Source organism: Mixta sp. Marseille-Q2659, assembly GCF_940807255.1.
Lineage (GTDB): Bacteria > Pseudomonadota > Gammaproteobacteria > Enterobacterales > Enterobacteriaceae > Mixta.
This window is the reverse complement of sequence record NZ_CALNWY010000001.1, coordinates 372099-396088: the sequence shown is the minus strand read 5'-3', so window position 1 is coordinate 396088 and position 23990 is coordinate 372099. Positions and strand designations below refer to the sequence as shown.

Sequence of the window (23990 nt, the reverse complement as noted above, 5' to 3'; positions counted from 1 at the left end):
AGCAAATTTCAGGAGCGCCGCCGCGAGCGCGACGGCAGAGATATTACGGCAGGACTTTTGCGGAAAGGATAACAACCGGCTTGCTGGGAACGTTTTGATAAGGTCCGATATTTTTCGTCGGCACCTGAGAGATTTTGTCGGCAACGTCCATTCCCTTAACCACTTTGCCAAAAACAGCATAGCCAAAATCACGCTGGCCATGGTCGAGGAAAGCATTGTCGGTGACGTTAATAAAGAACTGGCTGGTAGCGCTGTCTTTCTCTGCGGTACGCGCCATCGCGATGGTGCCGCGCGTATTACGCAGGCCGTTGTCAGCTTCGTTTTTAATCGGCGCGTTGGTCGATTTCTGCTGCATATCGGCAGTAAAACCGCCGCCCTGAACCATAAAGCCTGGGATCACGCGATGAAAGATGGTGTTGTTATAAAAACCACTATTCACGTAATCAACGAAATTTTTGACGGAAACCGGCGCTTTTTGGTTGTTCAGTTCAAGTTCGATATTACCGGCTGAAGTGGTCAAAAGGACGTGCGTATCGCCTTGCGCAGCGAATGTGGGAGCAGAAAAAGTGGACAGCGCCAGGAGGGCCGCAACCGCTGTCAAAGTACGTTTCACCATGAATAATTCCTTACTGAGGCCACAAAATCTAAACGAAATTGATTGTAAAGAGCATACCAGGCAAGAGCCAGCGTTTTACTTTTATTTACGCAAACAAACATAGTGAGCAAACGTTAACGTCGCCGCAATAAAGGGTGATTTAAATCACATTATTGGTGAAATAAGGAGGACTGGTTTCATCGTTAGTTTGATCGCCGATAAAATTTCTTTACACTTCTCGACGACTACCCCCTGCGCTGCTTCAGCCAGGCTCCTTAGGCTCAAGGTTTCCCAACTATGACAAATCGTAACCGCATTGGACTGACGTGGATCAGTTTCTTTTCCTATGCGCTCACCGGCGCACTGGTCATTGTCACCGGCATGGTTTTAGGCGATATCGCCAATTATTTCCAGCTTCCGGTTTCTGAAATGAGCAACACCTTTACTTTCCTTAATACCGGTATTCTGGCCGCGGTATTTCTTAACGCCTGGCTGATGGAAATCGTGCCGCTGAAACGTCAGCTGATTTTTGGTTTTGTGCTGATGGTGCTGGCAGTGCTGGGCCTGATGACCAGCCACAGCCTGAGCATTTTCTCGCTCTGCATGTTTGTACTGGGCGTGGTAAGCGGCATTACCATGTCGATCGGCACGTTCCTGATTACGCACCTTTATGAAGGTCGTCAGCGCGGTTCACGCCTGCTGTTTACCGACTCGTTCTTCAGCATGGCAGGTACCATTTTCCCGGTGATCGCCGGTATGCTGCTGGCACGCCATCTGCCCTGGTACTGGGTTTACGTCTGCATCGGCGTTATCTATGTGGCGATTTTCGTGCTGACGCTGACCGTTGAATTCCCGATCCTGGGTAAAAAACAGCATGACGCGCAGCCGGTAGCAAAAGAAAAATGGGGTGTTGGCGTACTGCTGCTCTCTGTTGCTGCTCTCTGCTACATTCTGGGCCAGCTGGGCTTTATCTCCTGGGTGCCGGAATATGCCACCAAAACCATGGGCATGGATATCAGTGCCGCAGGTCAGCTGGTTGGTAATTTCTGGACTTCTTATATGATCGGGATGTGGGTGTTCAGCTTTGTGCTGCGCTTCTTCGATCTGCAACGCATTCTGATGGTGCTGGCCGCACTGGCTACGGTGCTGATGTACTGGTTTGTCAGCAGCAGCGAACCGACAATGCTGAAGTGGATTATTATCGGTCTGGGCTTCTTCTCCAGCGCCATCTATACCACCATCATCACGCTCGGCTCGCAGCAGACAAAGGTTTCTTCGCCGAAGCTGGTGAACTTTATCCTGACCTGCGGCACCGTCGGCACCATGCTGACCTTCGTAGTAACCGGCCCGATTGTTGCGAAAGGCGGCGCGCATGCGGCGCTGTTTACCGCTAACGGCCTGTATGCTGTGGTCTTTGTGATGTGTTTACTGCTGGGCTTTGTGACCAAACATCGCCAGCACGGCCACGCCGGACATTAATCCTTGCGGGTGGAACCCCGGTTCCACTCAAAGCAGGGGAAATCCAGACCTGCGCCATAAACGGCGCGGGTCTGGCTGTTAGAAGTAATCTTTTACATCTTTGCGTCGTTCTGAATTTTCCGCGCGGGCTCCGTTAGCTTTCTCCCGCCCAAACCTCAATTGCGTTGGCGTTCTTCATCACGTTTAAAGCTTACCGCTTCCGCCTCCTGCAGCCAGATCTGCGTGCGAGCTGGTTCCGTCGCCGCGATCACGCTTCCCTGCCGTATGGAATAACGCGTCGCAACCTGACGCCGTAGCGCATCAAACCCGTTTTCCGCTGGCAAAATGATCAGGTTGGCGCTGTTACCGACCTCAATGCCGTAATCGTTCAGCTGCATCGTTTTCGCGCTGTTCGTGGTGATGAGATCTATCCCACGATCGATCTGCTCATAGCCCATCAACTGACAGACATGTAATCCCATATGCAGTACCTGTAGCATGCTGGCCGTTCCCAGCGGATACCAGGGATCGAACACGTCGTCGTGACCGAAACAGACGTTGATGCCCGCCGCCAACAGCTCTTTTACGCGCGTGACGCCGCGTCGTTTCGGGTAATCGTCAAAGCGCCCTTGCTGATGGATATTAACCAGCGGATTAGCGACGAAATTAATGCCGGAGAGCGCCAGCAGGCGAAACAGACGTGAGGTATACGCGCCGTTATAGGAGTGCATCGCCGTAGTATGGCTGGCCGTCACGCGCGCGCCCATCTGCTCCCGATGTGCCAGCGCTGCCACGGTTTCGATAAAGCGCGACTGCTCATCGTCAATCTCATCGCAGTGAACATCTACCATGCGCTGATATTTCTGCGCCAGCGCGAAGGCAATATGCAGCGACTCCACGCCATATTCACGGGTAAATTCGAAATGCGGGATGGCGCCAACCACGTCAGCGCCCAGACGTAGCGCCTCCTCCAGCAAAGCGGCACCATCAGGCGAGGAAAGAATGCCCTCCTGCGGAAAGGCGACGATCTGTATCGTGATCCAGGGCGCCATTTCCTGCTTCAGCTCCAGCATCGCTTTAAGCGCCGTCAGGCTGGGATCGCAGACATCGACATGGGTACGAACATATTGAATGCCGTTGGCGATTTGCCATTTCAGCGTAGCGCGCGCCCGGCGCTTAACATCTTCCGGCGACAACAGCGCTTTACGCTCGGCCCAGCGCTCAATGCCTTCAAACAGCGTGCCGGATTGATTCCAGGCGGGTTCGCCCGCGGTTTGCGTGGTATCAAGATGAATATGCGGCTCAACAAAAGGAGGCAATGCTATTCCGCCTTCCCCATTAAGCGAAGCGCTGCTATTATCGCAACGCTCCGGTTGCGGCCTGATTGCGGTGATTTTCCCGCCGTTAATTTCGAGTTGTCACAGCCCTTCGCGCTGCGGCAGGCGCAGGTGATTAATCCATCGTAGATCGGTGTGATTCATGCCAGGCTCCTGAGGTCAGGACAGAGGATTCAGGCTAGCACAGATTAAAAGGAGCAGCGCGCTAAGTGCCGGATATTACGTGATTTCCTAAAAGACGCTACTTTTCAGCCACATACCTCTAAAGAGGTATATTAAGCCTCAGTTGATGTGCATCAATAAGCGTGCTAACAACCGCGCTATTGTGGCCGCAATTAGATCAATTTTGAGGCAAAAATGAGCACTGTCAAACTCGCCATCATCGGTAATGGCATGGTTGGCCACCGCTTCATTGAAGAACTGATCGATAAAGCCGAACCCGGCCAGTTCGACATTACCGTCTTCTGTGAAGAACCCCGTGTGGCTTACGACCGGGTCCATCTCTCCGCATACTTTTCCCACCACACCGCAGAAGAACTCTCGCTGGTACGTGAAGGCTACTATGAAAAACATGGTGTGCATGTGCTGCTCGGCGAACGGGCGATTACCTTAAACCGTAAGGAAAAGGTGATTCACTCCAGCAGCGGTCGCGCCGTTCAGTATGACAAGCTCATTCTGGCTACCGGCTCCTATCCATGGATCCCGCCGATTCAGGGTTCTGACGGCCCGGACTGCTTCGTTTACCGCACTATTGAAGATCTGAATGCAATCGAAGAGTGCGCGCGTCGCAGTAAAAGCGGCGCCGTTATCGGCGGCGGCCTGCTGGGTCTGGAAGCTGCAGGCGCGCTGAAAAACCTCGGCATTGAAACGCACGTTATCGAATTCGCGCCGGTGCTGATGGCTGAACAGCTTGATGTGCAGGGCGGCAACCAGCTGCGTCAGAAAATCGAGCAGATGGGCGTACAGGTACACACCAGCAAAAATACAAAAAATATTGCCCACCACGCCGTCGGCAAAACGCTGGAGTTTGCCGACGGTACCAGTCTCGACGTCGACTTTATCGTCTTTTCTACCGGGATTCGCGCTCAGGACAAACTGGCGCGCCAGTGCAATCTGCCGGTTGGCCCGCGCGGCGGCATCCAGATTAACGATTTCTGCCAGAGCGCGGACCCGGATATTTACGCTATCGGCGAATGCGCAGCCTGGAACGAGAAAATTTTTGGTCTGGTGGCGCCGGGCTACAAAATGGCGCAGGTTGCCAGCGACCATCTGTTAGGCCGCGAAAATCAGTTCAGCGGTGCGGATATGAGCGCCAAGCTGAAGCTACTGGGCGTTGACGTAGGCGGTATCGGCGATGCGCATGGCCGCACGCCGGGCGCGCGCAGCTACGTTTACCTTAACGAGCAAACCGGCGTCTATAAACGCCTGGTCGTCAGCCAGGATAATCAATATCTGTTAGGTGCAGTACTGGTTGGCGATACCAGCGATTACGGTCAACTGCTTCAGCTGGTGCTGAACCAGATTAAACTGCCTGAACACCCGGACAGCTTAATCCTGCCGTCACACGCGGGCGGCGAGAAACCAGCGCTGGGCGTGGAATCGCTGCCGGATAATGCGCAGATTTGCTCCTGCTTCGACGTGTCCAAAGGCGACATTATTCAGGCCATCGCTAAAGGCTGCCATACCGTGGCCGCCATCAAAGCGGAAACGCGCGCTGGCACCGGCTGCGGCGGCTGCTTGCCGCTGGTCACCCAGGTGCTGAACGCCGAGCTGAGCCGCCAGGGTATCGAAGTTAACAATCACCTGTGCGAACACTTCGCCTGGTCGCGTCAGGAGCTGTATCATCTGATCCGCGTAGAAGAGATTAAGAGCTTCGATGAGCTGCTGAAAAAATATGGCAAAGGCTACGGCTGCGAAGTCTGTAAGCCAACCGTCGGCTCGCTGCTTGCCTCCTGCTGGAACGATTATGTGTTGGAACCGCAGCATACGCCTTTACAGGACAGCAACGACAACTTCCTCGGCAACATCCAGAAGGATGGCACCTATTCCATTATCCCGCGCTCGGCAGGCGGTGAGATCAGCCCTGAAGGGCTGGTAGTGATTGGACAGATCGCGCGTAAATATAATCTCTACACCAAAATCACCGGTTCACAGCGTATCGGCCTGTTTGGCGCACAGAAAGATGACCTGCCGGAAATCTGGCGTCAGCTGATTGAGGCTGGCTTCGAAACCGGTCACGCCTACGCGAAAGCGCTGCGTATGGCGAAAACCTGTATCGGCAGCACCTGGTGCCGCTACGGCGTCGGCGACAGTCTGGGCTTCGGCATCGAGCTGGAGAACCGCTATAAAGGCATCCGCACGCCGCACAAAATGAAGTTCGGCGTCTCCGGCTGTACGCGCGAATGTGCTGAAGCACAGGGTAAAGATGTGGGCATTATCGCGACCGATAAAGGCTGGAACCTGTATGTGTGCGGCAACGGCGGCATGAAACCGCGTCACGCCGATCTGCTGGCCGCCGATCTCGATAAAGAGACGCTGGTGCGCTATCTGGACCGCTTTATGATGTTCTACATCCGTACGGCGGATAAGCTGCAGCGTACTTCTACCTGGCTGGAAAGCCTGGAAGGCGGCATTAACTACGTCCGCAGCATCGTTATTGACGACAAGTTAGGCCTGAACGAACAGCTGGAAGCGGATATGGCGCAGCTGCGCAGCCGCGTTATCTGCGAATGGAAAGCCACGATCGATCAGCCTGAAGCGCAAACCCGCTTCACTCACTTTATCAATAGCGACCAGCGCGATCCGCTGGTGCAGATGGTGGAAGAGCGTGGACAGCATCGTCCGGCGCGTCCGTATGAGCGTATCGCGATCAAACTGGTTGAAGAGGAGGAACAGGCATGAGCCGCTGGCACACCGTCTGTAAACTAGAGGCAATCCTGCCCGCGACCGGCGTCTGCGCGCTGGTTGAGGGCGAGCAGGTGGCGATTTTCCGTCCGCGTGCGGATGAAGAGCTGTACGCCATCAGTAATATTGATCCTTTCGCCGAAGCCAGCGTGCTGTCGCGCGGCATCATCGCTGAACATCAGCAGGAGCTGTGGGTCGCCAGTCCGTTGAAAAAACAGCGCTTTCGTCTGCGTGATGGCCTCTGCATGGAAGACGCCAGTCGTTCCGTGCGCAGTTGGCCGGTACGTGTGCGTGAAGGTCAGGTTGAGGTCGCCTGCGACTAACGCCTCCGACACGCAATCTGTAAACTGTTTATTCCTGCCTGCGGCGCACCTGGTGCGCCGCATCACCTGCAAACCATGATAAAAACCGGCTTACCGGGAGATCGCTATGGATTACCTACCGCTTTTTTGTCAGCTACGTGGCAAAACCTGTCTGCTGGTTGGCGCAGGCGACGTCGCCGCGCGTAAAGCGCGACTGCTGCTTGATGCTGGCGCACGGCTACAGGTTTGCGCGCTGGATTTCAGCACGCCATTTTATGAGTGGCAGCAGGCAGGCGAGGCGACGCTACTGCAACAGCCCTTTACCGCCGCGCTACTTGATGAATGCTGGCTGGTTATCGCCGCCACCAGCGATGAAAAAGTTAATCAACAGGTGAGCGAAGCGGCGGAAGCACGCCGTCTGTTCTGCAACGTGGTTGACGCGCCTGCCCAGGCCAGCGCGATTATGCCTTCCATTATTGATCGCTCACCGCTGATGATCGCCGTCTCCTCCGGCGGGCGAGCCCCTGTACTGGCGCGCCTGCTGCGTGAAAAGCTGGAGGCGCTGTTGCCTCAGCATCTCGGCAAGCTGGCCGCGCTGGCGGGCACGCTGCGTCAGCGGGTAAAACAGCACTACGCTACCGGCGCGGAACGCCGTCGTTTCTGGGAAAAACTGTTTATCAGCGATCGGCTGGCGCAGTCGCTGGCGAATAACGATACGCAGCAGGCGGAGGCGTTAACTGACGATCTGTTTGTGCAGCCGCTGGATCATCGCGGCGAGCTGGTGCTGGTCGGCGCCGGGCCGGGCGATGCCGGCCTGTTAACGTTAAAAGGGCTACAGCAGATCCAGCAGGCGGATATTGTAGTTTATGACCGGCTGGTCTCGGATGAAGTGCTGGCGCTGGCGCGGCGCGATGCAGAGAAGATTTTCGTCGGCAAGCGCGCCGGTCATCACTGCGTACCGCAGGAGGAGATCAACCAGATTCTGCTGGAGCAGGCGCGACGAGGTAAACGCGTGGTGCGTCTGAAAGGCGGCGATCCCTTTATTTTCGGCCGCGGTGGTGAAGAGCTGGAAGCGCTACAGGGCAGCAATATTCCTTTTTCCGTGGTGCCGGGAATTACTGCCGCCTCCGGCTGTTCTGCCTATAGCGGGATCCCGCTAACCCATCGAGATTACGCGCACAGCGTGCGTCTGGTCACCGGCCATCGTAAACAGGATCACGATCTGGACTGGGCAAATCTGGCCGCCGAACAGCAGACGCTGGTGTTTTATATGGGGCTGGCGCAGGCAGGTAATATCCAGCGTCAGCTGCAGGAACACGGCATGGCAGGTTCGATGCCGGTGGCGCTGGTAGAAAACGGTACCAGTACGCGGCAGCGCGTGGTGACGGGCGAACTGGAACAGCTGGAAGCGCTGGCGGCCCAGGTTAACAGCCCCAGCCTGATTATCGTTGGGCAAGTGGTGGCGCTACGCGATAAGCTGCGCTGGTTCTGAATAATATAAAGGGCGCCACGTGGGCGCCCTTTTATCGTCAGGCTTAAACCACCTCCGGTTAAAAGTCCTCATGGTTGACAGACTTACACCACCTCGTTAAACGTGGTTGTTTACCACAATTAACGTCAGGTAAGTGTTGATCGTTTTATCACGCGCTTCTTACCATCGGCGACATTGGCTGGGCGCTGGCCCAGCCCTTTATTACATTACGGCTGCGCCACAAAACCTACCGCTTCATACACTTTCTTCAGCGTTTCCTGCGCGTGCGCACGGGCTTTTGCCGCGCCGTCACGCATCACCTGCTCAAGAAAAGCTTCATCTTCACGATAGCGCTGATAACGCACCTGCAGTTCGCTCAGCATACCGGACACCGCTTCAGCCACTTCGCCTTTCAAATGGCCGTACATTTTGCCTTCGAACTCCTGCTCCAGCTGGCTGATGCTTTTACCGGAGATGGCAGAGAGAATATCCAGCAAGTTGGAGACGCCCGCTTTATTCTGCACGTCGTAACGCACCACTGGCGGCTCATCGGAGTCAGTTACCGCACGCTTGATCTTCTTCACCACCGCTTTCGGATCTTCCAGCAGGCCGATCACGTTGTTGCGGTTTTCATCTGATTTGGACATTTTTTTGGTCGGCTCAAGCAGCGACATCACGCGCGCACCCGATTTCGGGATAAAGGGCTCCGGCACCTTAAACACGTCGCCATAAAGCGCGTTAAAACGCTGGGCAATATCGCGGCTCAGCTCCAGATGCTGTTTCTGATCTTCGCCCACCGGTACCTGATTGGTTTGGTAGAGCAGAATGTCCGCCGCCATCAGCACCGGATAGCTGAACAGACCAGCATTGATATTTTCCGCATAGCGGGCGGACTTATCTTTAAACTGGGTCATTCGGCTCAGCTCGCCAAAATAGGTGTAGCAGTTCAGTACCCAGCTCAGCTGAGTATGTTCCGGTACGTGCGACTGTACGAAAATGGTACTTTTTGCCGGATCGATGCCGCAGGCAAGGTAGAGCGCCAGCGTATCCAGCGTCGCTTTACGCAGCGCTGCCGGATCCTGACGAACGGTGATGGCGTGCAGATCGACAATGCAGTAAATGCAGTGATAATCATCCTGCATCTGTACCCACTGACGCATAGCACCCATGTAGTTACCAATGGTCAGTTCGCCGGAAGGCTGTGCGCCGCTAAATACGATGGGTTTGCTCATGCTTTTACATCCTGATAATTACCGCCCCAATGCGGGCAAAAGATCGTTGAAATCGTCCAGAACAAGGTTCGGTTCACTGGTCGCAATTGGCTCGCCGTAGTTGTAGCCAAATGACATGCCGACGCAAGGACAGCCCGCTGCCTTCGCCGCCAGAATATCATTGCGTGAGTCGCCGACAAACAGCAGCTCCTGCGGCAGCAAACCAAACTTGCCTAACACCAGAAACAGCGGCGCCGGATGCGGCTTCTTCGCCGCCACATCATCACCGCCGATCACCAGCGAAAAGTGGCGTTCAATGCCGAGCGCGCGCAGCAGCGGCGCGATAAAAGGCGTCGGCTTATTGGTAACCAGCGCCAGCGGGATGCCTGCCGCGCTCAGCTTGTCCAGTATTTGCGCGACATGTGGAAACAGGGTCGTTCCCGCTTCCGCCGTTTCCGCATAGAATTTATCAAACAGCGCCCGGCCGTCGCGCAGTTGATCGGCCTCTGGCTGACGCTGCAACGCCCAGTTCAGCGCCCGCTCCACCATAATATCGGCGCCATTGCCTATCCAGGTGGAGACGCGCGGCGCACCTGCCGCTGGCAGCTGTAGCGCATTCAGCGTCCGATCCACGGCCTCAGCCAGCCCCGGCACGCTGTCGACCAGCGTACCGTCAAGATCGAAAGCCAGCGCGCGAATATCAGTGAAAGGCACCATGGCGGCTTTTCTCCAGTTCATTACGCATATCATCAATCACTTTCTTATAATCGGGCTGGCCAAAGATGGCTGAGCCAGCCACGAACATATCCGCGCCCGCGGCGGCGATTTCAGCGATATTATCCACCTTCACGCCGCCATCAACTTCCAGACGGATGTCATAGCCGCTTTCATCGATACGCTTGCGCGCCTCGCGCAGTTTATCCAGCGTGCCGGGAATAAAGGATTGGCCGCCGAAGCCCGGATTGACCGACATCAGCAGAATAATATCCAGCTTATCCATCACGTAATCGAGGTAGCTCAGCGGCGTGGCGGGATTAAAGACTAAACCGGCTTTACAGCCATGTTCTTTGATCAGTTGCAGACTGCGATCGATATGCTCGCTGGCTTCAGGGTGAAAAGTAATAAAACTGGCGCCCGCTTCGGCAAACTGAGGGATCAGGCTGTCGACCGGTTTCACCATCAGATGAACGTCGATCGGCGCGGTGATGCCGTAATCACGCAGCGCTTTTAATACCATCGGCCCCATGGTGAGATTGGGTACGTAATGGTTATCCATAACGTCGAAATGCACCACATCTCCGCCTGCAGCCAGCGCTTTCGCCGTATCTTCGCCCAAACGGGCAAAGTCTGCTGCAAGGATTGAAGGGGCCAGCAAAAATTGTTTCATCCGTATCTCCCACTGTATGCGCCAGTAAAAATACTGACAGATTGCGCTGGTCGCGGACGAAACTGGCTAGCTAAAAAGGGCCAGTAGCTCGTCGACTTTCGTGCGACCGCTGATGCTTCTGCTGATTGAACGGCGCGCTTTAACCACATGCAGCACCGCCTCCTGATACCACAGCCGCGTCAGCTCGGTATCATGGTTAGAAATCAGCACCGGAATAGCGTTTTCCTGCGCCAGCTTTACAGCCAGCTCAGCCAGATGCTGCTGCTCGCGCAGACTAAAGCTGTTGGTATGATAGGCGGTAAAGTTCGCCGTCGCCGAAAGCGGCGCGTAAGGCGGATCGCAGTAAACCACCGATCCCGCCTGCGCCTTGCTCAGCGTCACATCGTAAGATTCACAAACAAAAGTGGCTTTCTGCGCGCGCTCAGCAAATCCAAACAGCTCTTCTTCTGGAAAATAAGGCTTACGGTAACGGCCAAAAGGCACGTTAAACTCGCCACGCAGGTTGTAGCGGCACAGACCGTTATAACCGTGACGATTTAAATAAAGAAACAGCAGCGCCCGGCGATAGGCATCATCGCTGGCATTAAATTCGCTACGGTAGGCGTAATACGCGTCCGCTTCGTTGCAGCGCGGCGTAAACAGCTGACGCGCATCGCTGACGAACTCGCTGGTGCGCCCTTTTACGATGTTATAAAGGCTAATCAGATCGTTATTAATGTCTGCCAGCACGTAGCTCGGATAATCAGTGTTAAGAAACACGGAGCCAGCGCCGACGAAAGGCTCGACTAAGCAGTCGCCTTGCGGCAAATGACGGCGAATATCTTCCAGAAGAGGATATTTGCCGCCTGCCCATTTCAGGAAAGCGCGATGTTTTTTCATGCCGTCGTTTTGGTTACTTCTGTTCATCTGGCTGTGGCTATAGCGACAGCATATCTGCGCTTACGAATCCGTCTTACGACAAAAATGGCAACCCGGTTGCCATTTTTAACGCCGTCTAACCGGCTGAAATCATGCGCTGCCAGAGCGCGTTCTCGCAAAAATGCGGTAAACCTAGCGTATCGCCTCTTTCTTCACCTGGCTTACCGGTTTCACCCAGGGCTTCTGCGCCTGAACTTCCGCCGGCAGCGTGCTTACGGCGCGTTTAGCATCAGCTGGCGTGGCGTAAGAGCCGCTCACCAGCACGTACCATGGCTGCCCGTTGCGCGTGGTCTGATAGACGTGATAGTTACTAAGGTTTTGTTTTTTCGCCCAGGCGTTCAGCGTATCTGAACGTGAGGCGCTGCTCAGCTGCAGCGTATAGCTGCCGCCCGGCACATTTTGTGTAGCATGGCTGCTGCTGGCGGCAGGGGCAGGCTTGCTGCTCTGCTTCGCAACCGGCGCATTTTGTTTGGTAGTTGAATGGCTGGCGACCGGCGGCTTACGCGTCGGTGCAGGCTTACTGCTGTTCTGTACCGGTGGCGCAACATGACTGCTGTTGGCGTTATTGCCGCTAACCGTCGCGGGCGCGGTCGGCAGCGAGCTGCCATTCATAGCATCCTGCGCAGCGGAGTCAACCTGTCCCTGCTGATTGGTCAGCGCGCTATTCAGGTCGCCCGGCAGTTCGACGCGCTGCTGGTTTTCCGGCGTTTCAATCGGCGCGGCCTGCGTCGGCGTAGAGGAAATGGGCGGAACGGAAACCGGCTGCGGCACCTCATTAGCCGTACCGTTGCCGCTCGGCGCCTGCGTATCGGACGCGCTGCCGCTCATGGAAGAACCGGAGAGATCGATATTTTTTTCATTGCCGCCGGAAGTCGCCGCGTTGTTATCCGCTGGCTTTTTAGAATCAGGGCCATTTAATGCCGAACCGATGCCGATCACCAATAGCAACAGCACCAGCACGCCAATACCCATCATCATACGCTGGCGAGATGCCGGCGTTTTAGGCGCAGAAGACGTTTTGCGAGGCCGCGTTGGACGGCGATCGCTGGTATCAGGTTTTAACTCGTCTTCCGGTTTAAACTCATCCATTCAACCCTCCCGTCTTACGGCAAACGCCGCCAACTTCCCGTTCGCGGCACAAAACACTGTCAGGCCTTGCGGCAATCATTAATCGCGGCAAGCACAATATCATGAGCCACGCCGCTACGCACCTCGGCTTTGCCTAGCGCCAGCGGCAGAACCAGACGCAGCTCGCCAGCCAGCACTTTTTTGTCACGCATCATATGCGGCAGGTAATCCTGCGCCGTCATCTCCTGCGGCCCCGTAACCGGCAGGCCAGCACGCGTAAGCAAAGCGATAATACGATCGGTATCGGCGGCGCTGAACTGCCCCAGCCGTTCAGCGGTACGGGTAGCCATCACCATCCCGGCAGCAACGGCTTCGCCGTGCAGCCAGTTACCGTAACCCATGTGCGCTTCAATCGCGTGGCCGTAGGTATGGCCTAAATTAAGCAGCGCCCGCAGGCCGGTTTCCCGCTCGTCGGCGGCGACTACGTCTGCTTTCAGCTCGCAGCAGCGACGAATGCAGTAAGCCAGCGCCTCGTCCTGCAGCGCCAGCAGCGCATCCAGATTCTGCTCCAGCCAGTTGAAGAAGTCGCCGTCGAGGATAATGCCGTACTTGATCACTTCAGCGAGACCGGAAGCCAGCTCGCGCGGCGGCAGGCTACGCAGACAGTCGAGATCGATAACCACCGAGGCAGGTTGCCAGAAGGCGCCTATCATGTTTTTGCCCAGCGGATGATTGACGGCGGTTTTACCGCCAACGGAGGAATCTACCTGTGATAAAAGCGTGGTCGGCACCTGAATAAAGCGCACGCCGCGCTGGTAGCTGGCGGCCGCGAAGCCGGTCAGATCGCCAATCACGCCGCCGCCCAGCGCCACCAGCGTGGTATCGCGTCCGTGGGGCTTTTGCAGCAGCGCGGTGAAAACCTGATCCATTACCGCCAGGGTTTTATATTGTTCGCCATCGGGAAGGATAACCTGGTCCACCTTAACGCCCGCCTCTTCCAGCCGCTGTCGCAGCGGCGCCAGCCAGAGCGGAGCCAGCGTATCATTGGTAACCAACATAGCCTGGTCGCCTGCTTTCAACGGCCAAAAGGCTGCCGCATCATTAAACAGACCGGCGGCGATGGTGATCGGGTAGCTTCGCTCCCCAAGGGTAACGGTGATCCTCTCCATGACGCTGTATAACCTTTTCGCTATGCCCTCAGGCGATGGATTAGTTTTTTTCCAATAAATTAATGATCTGATTAGCTACCACTTTCGCACTTTGATCATCGGTGCGGATGGTGACATCAGCGATCTCTTCATACAGAGGATTGCGTTCATCCGCCAGCGCTTCCAGCACTTCACGCGGCGGCGCATCAACCTGTAATAAAGGACGCTTTTTATCGCGCTGCGTACGCGCCAGTTGCTTCTCAATAGTGGTTTCAAGATAGACCACAACGCCACGGGCGGAGAGACGATTACGGGTTTCGCGGGATTTTACAGAGCCGCCGCCGGTAGCCAGCACGATGCCCTGTTTCTCTGTGAGTTCATTAATGATTTTTTCTTCACGTTCGCGAAAACCTGCTTCGCCTTCAACGTCAAAAACCCAGCCCACATCCGCTCCGGTACGTCGCTCAATTTCCTGATCGGAATCGTAGAATTCCATATTGAGTTGCTGAGCTAACTGACGACCAATAGTGCTTTTGCCGGCACCCATAGGCCCAACCAGAAAGATATTGCGTTTCTCTGCCATTTTTTCGGTATTACTAAGACAATGCGTTGATGATACCCCGTCTGCAGCGGCCTGGCCGCTGGCGGGACATGAACTGAAACCTCATGAGCGATAGTGCGAGAGTCAGATGAAAAATTATCTCAACACTCAAGGTCGTTTGGCAACCGAATAAATTGCCCGGCTCAGAACGCGCCGATCGCGCGTCACACAGTTCGCTAAGAGTCAAAACCGCCGCCATTCAGGCAGCGTCCTGTCACGGTATCGTGGCGACAGACGGTAAGTCTGTGTTGCCATAAGTCAAAATCGCTAAACCTTGTAAGCTAATTCCGCCCCTGCGTCAAACGCATATGATACCAGGCCGGGAAAAAAACGCTGCGGGTCACTCCTCATGCACCAGACGCGGCGTAATAAAAATCACCAGCTCCCGACGTTTGTCATTCTGAATATCATGGCGGAAAAGCGCCCCAAGCAGCGGTATATCGCCCAGGAGGGGGACTTTATCACGATTACGCGATGATTCCTGTTGAAATATGCCGCCCAGCGCCAGCGTTTGACCATCCTTCAGCGTAACCTGCGTAGCGATTTCCTGCTTATTAATAGTCAGAATTTCTCTGTCGCCGTTGTTGATATTGCGGCCCGGCACGTTCTGACTGATATGCAACGCCAGCCGAATATGGCCGTCAGGCAATACCGTGGGCGTCACCTCCATGCCTAAAACCGCCTCTTTAAATTCAATGCTGGTAGCGCCGTCACTGCTGCTGGAGACTTCATACGGGATTTCCGTGCCCTGCTTAATGCTTGCCGCCTGCTGATGCGAAGCAATCAGATGCGGACTGGCGATAATATCGATTTGGTTTTCCTGCTCCAGCGCGCTGAGTTCCAGGTCAAGCAGCCTGCCATCGACGCGCGCTGCCGTTAACCCTGCCGCCAGCGAAGGCGAACTGGCGCCCAGTGCAATATTTAACGTCGGGTTACGCAGCGCCTGTGTAATCATCTCCTCGCCTGAAAGCTGCCAGCTTACGCCAAGCTCATGCAGATGCTCTTCGCTAATGCTGACGATATGGGCCGTCAGCTCGACCTGCTCCAGCGCCACATCCAGCGCGCGAATCCAGGCCGCCGTGCTGTGCAAGGCCGCGGGCGTGTCACGTAACAGCAGCGTATTGGCGCGGGCATCAACGGTAATGCTGCCGCGCGGCGTCATTAATTTCGCCCGTTCAGCCTGCAAACTGGCGCTAACGGTTGCAGCGTCGGCGTAACGCAAAGGCAGCGCCAGATCCGCCAAAACCTGCTGCTGTGCATCCTCCTGTTCCGTCTCCTGCTGCCATCCCTGCGGAAAAACCAGCAGCACCGAATCTTCCTGGGTTATGGTTAACCGGGCCATACGCGCTACCAGGGACAGCGCCTGTCGCCAGGGTACATCTTGCAGGCGCAACGTAATTTGTCCTTCCACACCCGGCGCAACCAGCAGATTGAACTGCTGATAATCCGCCAGCGCCTGTAAAACCTGTTCAACCGGCGCATCCTGAAACGCCAGCGAAAGCGGCCGGTTATCGGCCTGTGCTGCGGCGCTCAGCAGTAGTAACAGCGCCGCTACCATCCTTGTCATACTCTTTTCCTTTAATCTGAAGCGTGATGCGCTGTGGCGTACAGCGTTGCGGCGTGCTAAATGTCAGACGAAATGGCGCAAATTCCTCGATCAGCCAGGCGTCGAAAGGCGAAGGCCGATCGGTCGCCACCGTGGCGCGATCTCCCTGCGCTGAACGCAGCCAGCCCTGATAACGCTCATCCCTGCCGATCATGCCCTGAAGTTGCCAGCCCTCTAATGACGCAAGCGACTCGTGGCAAGGCGGCAACGGCTGGGCAAAAGGATCGCGGGCAGCGGCCGACAGCGCCCAGCCAAATAAAAGTGCGCTAATGAGAGGTTTCATTATCAAACGCCAGATGGAAGATGGCATGCAGGCGATCCGCCTTACGTTGCACAATAAACGAGGTCAGCGCGGGCGCCGGTTCGCAGGCAGCCAGATAAGCAAACAGCGCTTTAAGCTGCGGCCACGCCAGCCACAGCTGTAACTGCTTATCCTGCCGATCGGGCTGCCATTGCTCCAGCTCACCGCCGCTCTGTTGCAACAGGCCATACAATGAAAAAGGCTGTCCTTCGCGCACCATCTCCTCCAGTAACTGCTGGTTGCGCATCTGCAACGCCTGCAGCGCGGGTTGTTGCCGCAGCGACGTCAGGACTTTCTGATAACGCTGCTGCTGCTGAATAACCTGATGCTGTATCTGGTGCAGCTGGCGACAGGCTGGAAGGATCCAGAAATAGCTTGCCAGCAAAACAATCCCGGCCAGCAGGCCCGTCATACTCAGCCAGCGTAATTTTTCCGACATCAACAGCCAGCGCAGCAGAATTTCATTTTTCATTGCCTGCGCCCTCCGCTCTCTCTGCCGCCAGCGTGAAGTGATAAAAGCCGTCCGCCTGCTTTTTTACCGCACCTGGCCGCCAGGCCTGAAAAAGTCGCGGCTGACTGAGTCGGGAATGCAGGAGGCGGGTCGCCTCAGCGCGTTGGCTGATCCCGTCGATGCTGAGCGTTTGCTGCTGCTGTGTTAGCGAAGAGAGCCAGATGTCGTCAGGTAAGTGGCTTTCAAGCTGCGACATAAACACCAGCCACTGATCCAGCTGCTGCCGCTTGTCCCGGCGCCGCTCCGCCTGTTTATGCAGCCTCTGCTGCTGGCTTTTTACTTCGTCATAGCGCTGCGTTAATTCCCGCGCCTGCTCTGTCGCCTGCTGCCAGAGCGTTAATTTTGTTTGCCACTGCTGCCTGTTTGCAGCCAGCGTCTGCCAGCTGAACAAGAGCGCAAGATGCAGTGACAACAACAGCGAGATGCTTAACCACAGCCAGCGTATTAACCGACGCCTGCACGCCTGCTGACGCCAGTCGAGCAAATTAACCGCGATCATCACGCGTCTTCCGGTCGTAGCGCCAGACCCAGCGCCAGTGTAAACATTCCGCCATTGGCTGGCAGCGGCGGCTGCATCAACTGCAACAGGCTGAGCGGCTGAAGCGGTTGCATTCCCGTTAGCAGCTCGGCTGATATGCCAGCGCTAAACCAGAGATCGTGCGCGTCCGGCAAGAGTTGGCTAAGCTGCGCGCTATCCGTCGCCAGCAGACCGGGCGCCCAGCCGGTGACGCTCTCTGGGCGGCCCGGCATATACCACAGCCAGTGGTCGCTAAGCTGATGGATCAGCGCGGCCCCGTCAGGCAGCTGCATCATTTGCCCTGTCGTCGCCAGCGCGCCGCAGGTTAACTCGACAACGTCAGGGTGCAGCCCGGCCTGATTCAGCGTGGTCAGCCATTGCTGTAATACGCTTTGCCGCGCCGCCGTCAGCCAGAGCTGCGGCTGAAGCGCCGTGCGATAGTCCAGCGCCAGTTCATTGGCGGCGAGCGGGAAAAGCCGTTCGGCGGCAGCGGCAGCGTAGCGACCCAGTTCCGGTTCGCGTAGCTGCACAGAAGGCGTCGGCAAGGCGCGCTGTAATACCGCCTGCGGCGGAAAACCAATACGCAAAGAGATATTTCGGGGGAGCTGCTGACGCAAGCGTCGCAGCACAGCGACCAGCGCCGGGGAGGCATGCAGCGCGCCATGGGATAACGTATCGTGCGGCAACGCATGTTGCCACCAGTGGCGTAGCTGCCAACCGTTACGGCGCCGTTGAATGCTTAAAGCGCAGAGCTGACCATTCTGAATATCCAGCCCTACTTGCCATCTCTGAAAAGCCATATTCGCGCGATCTCCATATCGTCATAAAATAAAAGGACGTATCAAAGCGTCTGGCTTGCCTTTATACTACCGCGCGATTGTTTATAAACTGCCCAAACGACATTAAATGGGAAATCTCAGGTGAAGTTCGTAAAGTATTTATTGATTCTTGCAGTGTGTTGCATTTTGCTGGGCGTCGGCTCGGTTTACGGGTTGTACAAATACATTGAGCCGCAGCTACCAGATGTGAACACCCTGAAGGATGTTCGTCTGCAAACGCCAATGCAGGTTTACAGCGCTGATGGCGAACTTATCGCCCAGTATGGCGAAAAGCGTCGTATTCCGCTGACGCTGGCGCAGATGCCACCTGAGCTGGTTAAAGCCTTTATCGCGACCGAAGACAGCCGTTTCTATGAACACCACGGCGTCGATCCTATCGGTATTTTCCGTGCCGCCAGCGTCGCGCTGGTTTCAGGTCATGCTTCACAGGGCGCAAGTACTATTACGCAGCAGCTGGCGCGTAACTTCTTCCTTAGCCCTGAACGCACGCTGATGCGTAAAATCAAAGAAGCTTTCCTTGCCATTCGTATTGAGCAACTGCTCAGTAAAGATGAAATCCTTGAGCTTTATCTGAATAAGATCTATCTCGGCTATCGCGCTTATGGCGTAGGTGCCGCCGCTCAGGTCTATTTCGGCAAAACTATCGATCAGCTGACGCTAAGCGAAATGGCGATGATTGCCGGTCTGCCCAAAGCGCCTTCCACTTTCAATCCGCTCTATTCGCACGATCGTGCGCTGTCGCGTCGTAATGTCGTGCTGTCCCGTATGCTGGATCAGAACTACATTACGCAGCAGCAATATATTGAAGCGCGCAGCGAACCGCTGGAAGCCAGCTATCACGGCCCGCAAATCGCCTTCTCTGCGCCTTACCTGACGGAGATGGTGCGTCAGGAAATGCTGAAACGTTACGGCGAAAATGCCTATAACGATGGCTTTAAGGTTTACACCACCGTGACGCGCAAGCTTCAGCTGGCAGCGCAGGAAGCGGTACGCAATAACGTGCTGGATTACGATATGCGCCACGGCTATCGCGGCCCGTCAAACGTGCTGTGGAAAGTGGGCGAAGCCGCGTGGGATCGCACGCGCATGCTGAAAACGTTAAAAGCGCTACCGGTTTATGGTCCACTGTGGCCAGCGGTTGTCACCACCGTTAACAGCAATGAAGCCACGGCACTGATGCGTGACGGCAGCAATGTCTCGCTGACGATGGAAGGAGTACGCTGGGCGCGTCCTTATAAATCCGATACGCTCCAGGGCGCGACGCCGCGCAGCGTGGCGCAGGTGCTACCCAGGTCAGCAGATTTGGGTGCGCAAAGTTGAAAATAGCTGGTGGCTGGCACAGGTGCCTGACGTTAACTCCTCGCTGATTTCTCTCGATCCGCGCGACGGTGCCGTACGTGCGTTGGTTGGCGGTTTTGATTTCAACCAGAGCAAATTTAACCGCGTCACCCAGGCGCTGCGTCAGGTCGGCTCGAATATCAAGCCGTTCCTTTACACCGCCGCGATGGACCGCGGCCTGACGCTGGCATCAATTCTTAATGACGTGCCGATTTCGCGCTGGGATGCGGGCGCCGGCTCCGACTGGCGTCCTAAAAACTCACCGGCAACCTACGACGGTCCGATTCGTCTGCGTCAGGGACTTGGACAATCGAAGAACGTGGTCATGGTGCGCGCGATGCGTGCCATGGGCGTTGACTACGCTGCACAATATTTACAGCGCTTCGGCTTCCCGGCGCAAAATATCGTCCATACCGAATCGCTGGCGCTCGGCGCGGCATCCTTTACGCCGCTGCAAATGGCGCGCGGCTATGCGGTCATGGCTAACGGCGGCTTCCTGGTCGATCCGTACTTCATTAAAAAGATCGAAAATGAAAACGGCGAAACGCTGTTTGAAAACCAGCCGCGCATCGCCTGCCCGGAATGTAATCTGCCGGTGATTTATGGCGAGACCAAAAAAGCGGTCGCGCTGGGCGAAGAGAGTGTCGAAAACGTCGCGGTCTCCCAGGAAAATCGTAACCCTGGCGTACCACAGCCTGCTCTGCAGCAGGTTGGCGCACCGCAGCCCGCCGTTGCGCAGCAGTATGCGCCGCACGTCATTAATACGCCGCTCTCCTTCTTAATTAAGAGCGCGCTGAACTCAAATATCTTTGGGGAACCGGGCTGGATGGGCACCGGCTGGCGCGCAGGCCGCGATCTGAAGCGTAATGATATCGGGGGTAAAACCGGTACGACCAACAGCTCGAAAGATGCCTGGTTCTCCGGCTATGGTCCAGGCGTCGTGACCACCGTCTGGATCGGATTTGACGATCACCGTCGAGACCTGGGTCGTTCCACCGCCTCCGGCGCGATTAAAGATCAGATCTCCGGCTACGAAGGCGGGGCGAAAAGCGCTCAGCCAGCGTGGGATAGCTTTATGAAGGCGGCGCTGGACGGCGTGCCTGAGCAGCCGCTAACGCCGCCGCCCGGCATTGTGACCGTCACCATCGATCGCAGCACCGGCAAACTGGCTAACGGCGGCGGCAACACCCGTCAGGAATACTTTATCGACGGCACGCAGCCAACCGAGTATTCCGTCCACGATGTTGGCACTACGATCATGGATAACGGCGAAACGCACGAGCTATTCTGATACCAACAAAAAAGGGCGAATAATCGCCCTTTTTTCTTACTGCTCACTGCACCGCTTCGGCAGTAAAACGCGCTCAGTAAGCGATACGCTGCTGCTTCGCCAACCATTCCCGCACCAGGAACAACGCGCTAACGTTACGCGCCTCGCTGAAATCGGGTTCCTGTAGCAGCGCCATCAGATTTTCCAGCGGCCAGCGAATAACCGGCAACGGTTCCGGTTCATCCCCTTCCAGTTTTTCTGGATAGAGCCCTTCCGCTACCACAATATTCATTTTGCTGGAAAAGTAGGAAGGCGCCATGGTGAGCTTGCTGAGCGCTTCCATCTGCTGTGCGCCAAAGCCCGCCTCTTCTTTAAGTTCGCGGTTAGCCGCCTCGAATACCGTCTCGCCAGGATCGATCAGCCCTTTGGGAAAGCCAAGTTCATAGCTTTCCAGCCCAACGGCATATTCCTGAATCAGTACCAAATGGTTATCGATAATGGGAACAATCATCACCGCTTCGCGCTCTGAGGGACGCATACGTTCGTAAACGCGCCGCGCACCGTTACTGAACGCCAGATCCACCGACTCAATGGTAAACAGGCGCGAACGGGCAACAGGCTCAACACGTAAAATAGTGGGTTTCTCTAATTGTCTCGGCATGGGGGCCCCTGTTAAAGCGCGGTTGATCATCGCTGGCCGGTCATCGTCATGGCGTAAAGATCGGCAAAATGACATTGTGCGACAGGCATCACGGGAATCCAATCGCCAGATGATTTAATTTACTTTTTTATAACAATTGCTTGTAATGCCTGAGGAAAAATTTTATCACAATGTCAATAAGCGATAAGGAAATAGGATAATGCCGATACTTTCCTCGACAGGCGACAGGTAATATTCCGGCAAGGAATTCTGTATAGTAGTTCTAATTTTATGATTTTGTGCGCTATTTTAGTTATCAGGTTGGTTGCCACCACTGCCCAATCCCGCCAAAATTAGTAAACTCCCTATAACTTAGCCCGGAGCGAGCAATCATAGTGACGGCAGCAGTTTGGCTGGAATGAGCAAAGCATGAACACAATAATTATTATTCTGGGTGTAATGCTTACCTGCTCACTTATTGCAGGTATCTGTTTTTGGTACGCTATGCGGCATCGTCCGCCGTTGGCGAAGCCCCTGCCGTTTATTAATCCGCCCCATCGTCTGATGACCAGCGAAGAGCGCGACGCCGTAGAGCGTTATCTCGATACGCTGGCAAAGAAGCAGCGCACCATCCAGCCGGGCGGTGCCAGCGCCTCGCCGGAAATGCTGTCGCTCAGCTCGCAAAGCAATAAAGTTTATCCTGTTACCCGCGCGATTACCCGCTACGGGCTTTCTACCGACGATCCGCAAAAATGGCGCTACTATCTCGACGCGCTTGAGGTACACCTTCCGCCGCTGTGGGAGCAGTACATCGCCGAAGAGAACTTTGTCGAGCTGATTAAAACCCACTCTATTCCGCTGGTCATCTCCCTGAACGGCCATTCGCTGGTGAATTATGCCGGCGAGCAAAGCATGCTGCCGACGGTGGTGCGTCCCAGCGCCACCAATGCCTCGATTCGGCAGGAACAGAGCGAAAACGTCGAGCTACTTCAGGTGCGCAAAGAGACGCCGGAGGAGCATAGCCTGTCGCGCAGCGACGGCTCGCGCGAAGCCACGGTAATCAGCGGCGGCCTGTTGCTCTTTTTTATCAGCCTGCTGACGCCGCTTATCTTTATGCCGTGGCTGGTCAGCGTCAGCGTCATCATTATTCTGGTCAGCCTGTGGTTTATGTACCGTCGGCCACGTGAAAAAGATCTGCGCGAAATCCACTGCTTGCGCGGCGCGCCGAAGCGCTGGGGGCTGTTTAGCGAATCGAACCAGGGGCAGGTCAACAATATCTCTCTCGGCATTATCGACCTGGTCTATCCGCCGCACTGGCAGCCGTATGTGGCGCACGATTTAGGCCAGACGACCGATGTGGATATCTATCTGAACCGTCAGGTCGTGCGGCAGGGCCGTTTCCTGTCGCTGCAGGATGAAGTGCGTAACTTCCCGATTCAGCGCTGGAAAAAGAACATGGTGCTGGCCTGCGGTTCGCTGCTGGTACTGGCGCTGCTGATCAGTTGGGTGCCGCTGACTATGCCGCTGAAACTCAGTCTGGCGTGGCTGAAAGGCTCCGAGCGAATCGAGGTTAATTCCGTGGCCGCGCTGGAACAGGCGACGCTGCACGTCGGCGACAGCCTGAAAGTTAGCGGCACCGGCATGTGTTCCGTCCCTGCCAGCTATCAGAGCAACCGCAGCTATGCGTTTATGCCGTTCGACTGCTCGGCGATTTACTGGAATATGGCCTCTCCCCTGCCGCTGCCACAGTCAGAAATTATTGATAAAGCCTCGGCACTGGTGGATTTAACCAATCAACAGCTGCATCCGCAAAATAACACTGACAGCAAGCTCAACCCGCAGCTGGCGACGGCGATCCAGAAATCAGGCATGATCCTGTTGGATGACTTTTCCGATCTGGTGCTGAAAACCCAGGAGCTGTGTAGCCAGCAGCAGGATTGCGTCAGGCTGAAAAACGCGCTGGTTAACCTTGGCAATGCGAAAGACTGGGAAACGCTGGTCGGCCGCGCCTCCTCCGGGGCGTTAAACGGCATGAATGTGCTGCTGCGTCCGGTTAGCGCCGAAGCGCTGGAAAACCTGGTAACTACCGCCACCTCAACCTTTTTCTATCGTGAAACGCATCGGGCCGCCGAAGCGCTGAACAGCCCGCCGCCCGGCGGATTCCTGATTGTCAGCGATGAGGGCCGCCAGCTGGTTAATCATCCGCAACCGACCGTTTCCCTGTTTGATTTCAACGCATCGGATCAGTGGGATGAACTCCAACGCCTGGCGGGAATGCTGCTGCATACCTCATTTAGCGCCTCCGGCATCATCACCAGTATTCATACCGACGCGAATGGCACGCAGCATATCGCGCTGCACAGCGCGCCGGATATGCTCACTATGTGGCGTTATCTTTTTACCTCGCTGCTGCTGGTGGCGCTGAGCCTGAGCGCCATCATTAACGGCCTGCTGGCGCTGCGCCGTATCCACCGCAACCGCAAACGCATCGTGGAAATTCAGCGCTATTACGATAAGTGCTTTAACCACACGCTGTCGCCGGTGCCGGATATACGTCCCCTGTTCTGA

19 protein-coding genes and 2 pseudogenes are annotated in these 23990 nt (G+C 55.8%); 6 read left to right on the top strand and 15 right to left on the bottom strand.

The features are described from left to right. Positions 1 to 43: 43 nt before the first annotated feature. The gene (gene ppiA / locus P3C52_RS01815) at positions 44 to 616 is read right to left on the bottom strand and encodes a peptidylprolyl isomerase A (protein WP_275553513.1); all 573 of its coding nucleotides are present in this window, start codon (positions 614 to 616) and stop codon (positions 44 to 46) included. Between the two features lie 276 nt (positions 617 to 892). Here ppiA and tsgA point away from each other — a divergent pair, with 276 nt between their 5' ends. Further along, the gene (gene tsgA, locus P3C52_RS01810; RefSeq protein WP_275553512.1) at positions 893 to 2074 is read left to right on the top strand and encodes an MFS transporter TsgA; all 1182 of its coding nucleotides are present in this window, start codon (positions 893 to 895) and stop codon (positions 2072 to 2074) included. Positions 2075 to 2229: 155 nt separating this feature from the next. Here tsgA and P3C52_RS01805 read toward each other — a convergent pair. Then, positions 2230 to 3534: pseudogene (locus P3C52_RS01805) on the bottom strand (cytosine deaminase). A gap of 213 nt (positions 3535 to 3747) precedes the next feature. Between P3C52_RS01805 and nirB the strand changes: the two are divergent. From nirB to cysG, 3 genes are all read left to right on the top strand, one after another. After that, complete coding sequence (gene nirB, locus P3C52_RS01800) at positions 3748 to 6291, top strand: nitrite reductase large subunit NirB (protein WP_275553511.1); 2544 nt, start codon at positions 3748 to 3750, stop codon at positions 6289 to 6291. Further along, positions 6288 to 6617, top strand: coding sequence for a nitrite reductase small subunit NirD (gene nirD / locus P3C52_RS01795; RefSeq protein ID WP_275553510.1), 330 nt, complete (start codon positions 6288 to 6290; stop codon positions 6615 to 6617). The genes nirB and nirD overlap by 4 nt, the downstream gene beginning before the upstream one ends. A 106-nt stretch (positions 6618 to 6723) precedes the next feature. Then, on the top strand, positions 6724 to 8088 hold the full coding sequence (gene cysG / locus P3C52_RS01790) for a siroheme synthase CysG (RefSeq protein WP_275553509.1): 1365 nt from the start codon (positions 6724 to 6726) through the stop codon (positions 8086 to 8088). 206 nt (positions 8089 to 8294) lie between these two features. Here cysG and trpS read toward each other — a convergent pair whose 3' ends face one another. The 12 genes from trpS to pilM all read right to left on the bottom strand — a co-directional run bounded on the left by trpS (position 8295) and on the right by pilM (position 18135). Next, positions 8295 to 9299 (bottom strand): tryptophan--tRNA ligase, encoded by a 1005-nt coding sequence (gene trpS / locus P3C52_RS01785; protein ID WP_275553508.1) that lies wholly within the window; start codon positions 9297 to 9299, stop codon positions 8295 to 8297. A gap of 18 nt (positions 9300 to 9317) precedes the next feature. Further along, positions 9318 to 9995, bottom strand: a complete 678-nt coding sequence (locus P3C52_RS01780; protein WP_275553540.1) for a phosphoglycolate phosphatase — start codon at positions 9993 to 9995, stop codon at positions 9318 to 9320. After that, a complete protein-coding gene (rpe, locus tag P3C52_RS01775) occupies positions 9979 to 10665 on the bottom strand; it encodes a ribulose-phosphate 3-epimerase (protein ID WP_249893085.1) in 687 nt (228 codons plus the stop codon). The genes P3C52_RS01780 and rpe overlap by 17 nt, the downstream gene beginning before the upstream one ends. Before the next feature lie 66 nt (positions 10666 to 10731). Beyond that, positions 10732 to 11544 carry an adenine-specific DNA-methyltransferase gene (gene dam, locus P3C52_RS01770; protein ID WP_275553539.1) on the bottom strand — a complete coding sequence of 271 codons (813 nt, stop codon included), beginning with the start codon at positions 11542 to 11544 and terminating at the stop codon, positions 10732 to 10734. Positions 11545 to 11715: 171 nt separating this feature from the next. After that, positions 11716 to 12672, bottom strand: coding sequence for an SPOR domain-containing protein (locus P3C52_RS01765; RefSeq protein ID WP_275553507.1), 957 nt, complete (start codon positions 12670 to 12672; stop codon positions 11716 to 11718). 59 nt (positions 12673 to 12731) lie between these two features. Beyond that, the gene (gene aroB / locus P3C52_RS01760) at positions 12732 to 13820 is read right to left on the bottom strand and encodes a 3-dehydroquinate synthase (protein WP_275553506.1); all 1089 of its coding nucleotides are present in this window, start codon (positions 13818 to 13820) and stop codon (positions 12732 to 12734) included. A gap of 40 nt (positions 13821 to 13860) precedes the next feature. Beyond that, on the bottom strand, positions 13861 to 14382 hold the full coding sequence (gene aroK / locus P3C52_RS01755) for a shikimate kinase AroK (protein ID WP_085068555.1): 522 nt from the start codon (positions 14380 to 14382) through the stop codon (positions 13861 to 13863). A 358-nt stretch (positions 14383 to 14740) separates the two neighbouring features. Further along, positions 14741 to 15967 (bottom strand): DNA uptake porin HofQ, encoded by a 1227-nt coding sequence (hofQ, locus tag P3C52_RS01750; protein ID WP_275553505.1) that lies wholly within the window; start codon positions 15965 to 15967, stop codon positions 14741 to 14743. Further along, positions 15909 to 16289, bottom strand: a complete 381-nt coding sequence (locus P3C52_RS01745; protein ID WP_275553504.1) for a HofP DNA utilization family protein — start codon at positions 16287 to 16289, stop codon at positions 15909 to 15911. Before P3C52_RS01745 ends, hofQ begins: the two co-directional genes overlap by 59 nt. Then, complete coding sequence (locus P3C52_RS01740) at positions 16273 to 16779, bottom strand: hypothetical protein (protein WP_275553503.1); 507 nt, start codon at positions 16777 to 16779, stop codon at positions 16273 to 16275. Before P3C52_RS01740 ends, P3C52_RS01745 begins: the two co-directional genes overlap by 17 nt. Then, the gene (locus P3C52_RS01735) at positions 16769 to 17317 is read right to left on the bottom strand and encodes a PilN domain-containing protein (protein WP_275553502.1); all 549 of its coding nucleotides are present in this window, start codon (positions 17315 to 17317) and stop codon (positions 16769 to 16771) included. Before P3C52_RS01735 ends, P3C52_RS01740 begins: the two co-directional genes overlap by 11 nt. Next, on the bottom strand, positions 17317 to 18135 hold the full coding sequence (gene pilM / locus P3C52_RS01730) for a pilus assembly protein PilM (protein ID WP_275553501.1): 819 nt from the start codon (positions 18133 to 18135) through the stop codon (positions 17317 to 17319). Before pilM ends, P3C52_RS01735 begins: the two co-directional genes overlap by 1 nt. Positions 18136 to 18255: 120 nt before the next feature. Here pilM and mrcA point away from each other — a divergent pair. Then, positions 18256 to 20803, top strand: a pseudogene (mrcA, locus tag P3C52_RS01725) (peptidoglycan glycosyltransferase/peptidoglycan DD-transpeptidase MrcA). 73 nt (positions 20804 to 20876) lie between these two features. On the opposite strand, the gene nudE reads toward mrcA, so the two are convergent. Continuing rightward, positions 20877 to 21443, bottom strand: coding sequence for an ADP compounds hydrolase NudE (gene nudE, locus P3C52_RS01720; protein ID WP_275553500.1), 567 nt, complete (start codon positions 21441 to 21443; stop codon positions 20877 to 20879). A 408-nt stretch (positions 21444 to 21851) separates the two neighbouring features. On the opposite strand from nudE, the gene P3C52_RS01715 reads away from it, so the two are divergent. Beyond that, positions 21852 to 23990, top strand: a complete 2139-nt coding sequence (locus P3C52_RS01715; protein WP_275553499.1) for an intracellular growth attenuator family protein — start codon at positions 21852 to 21854, stop codon at positions 23988 to 23990.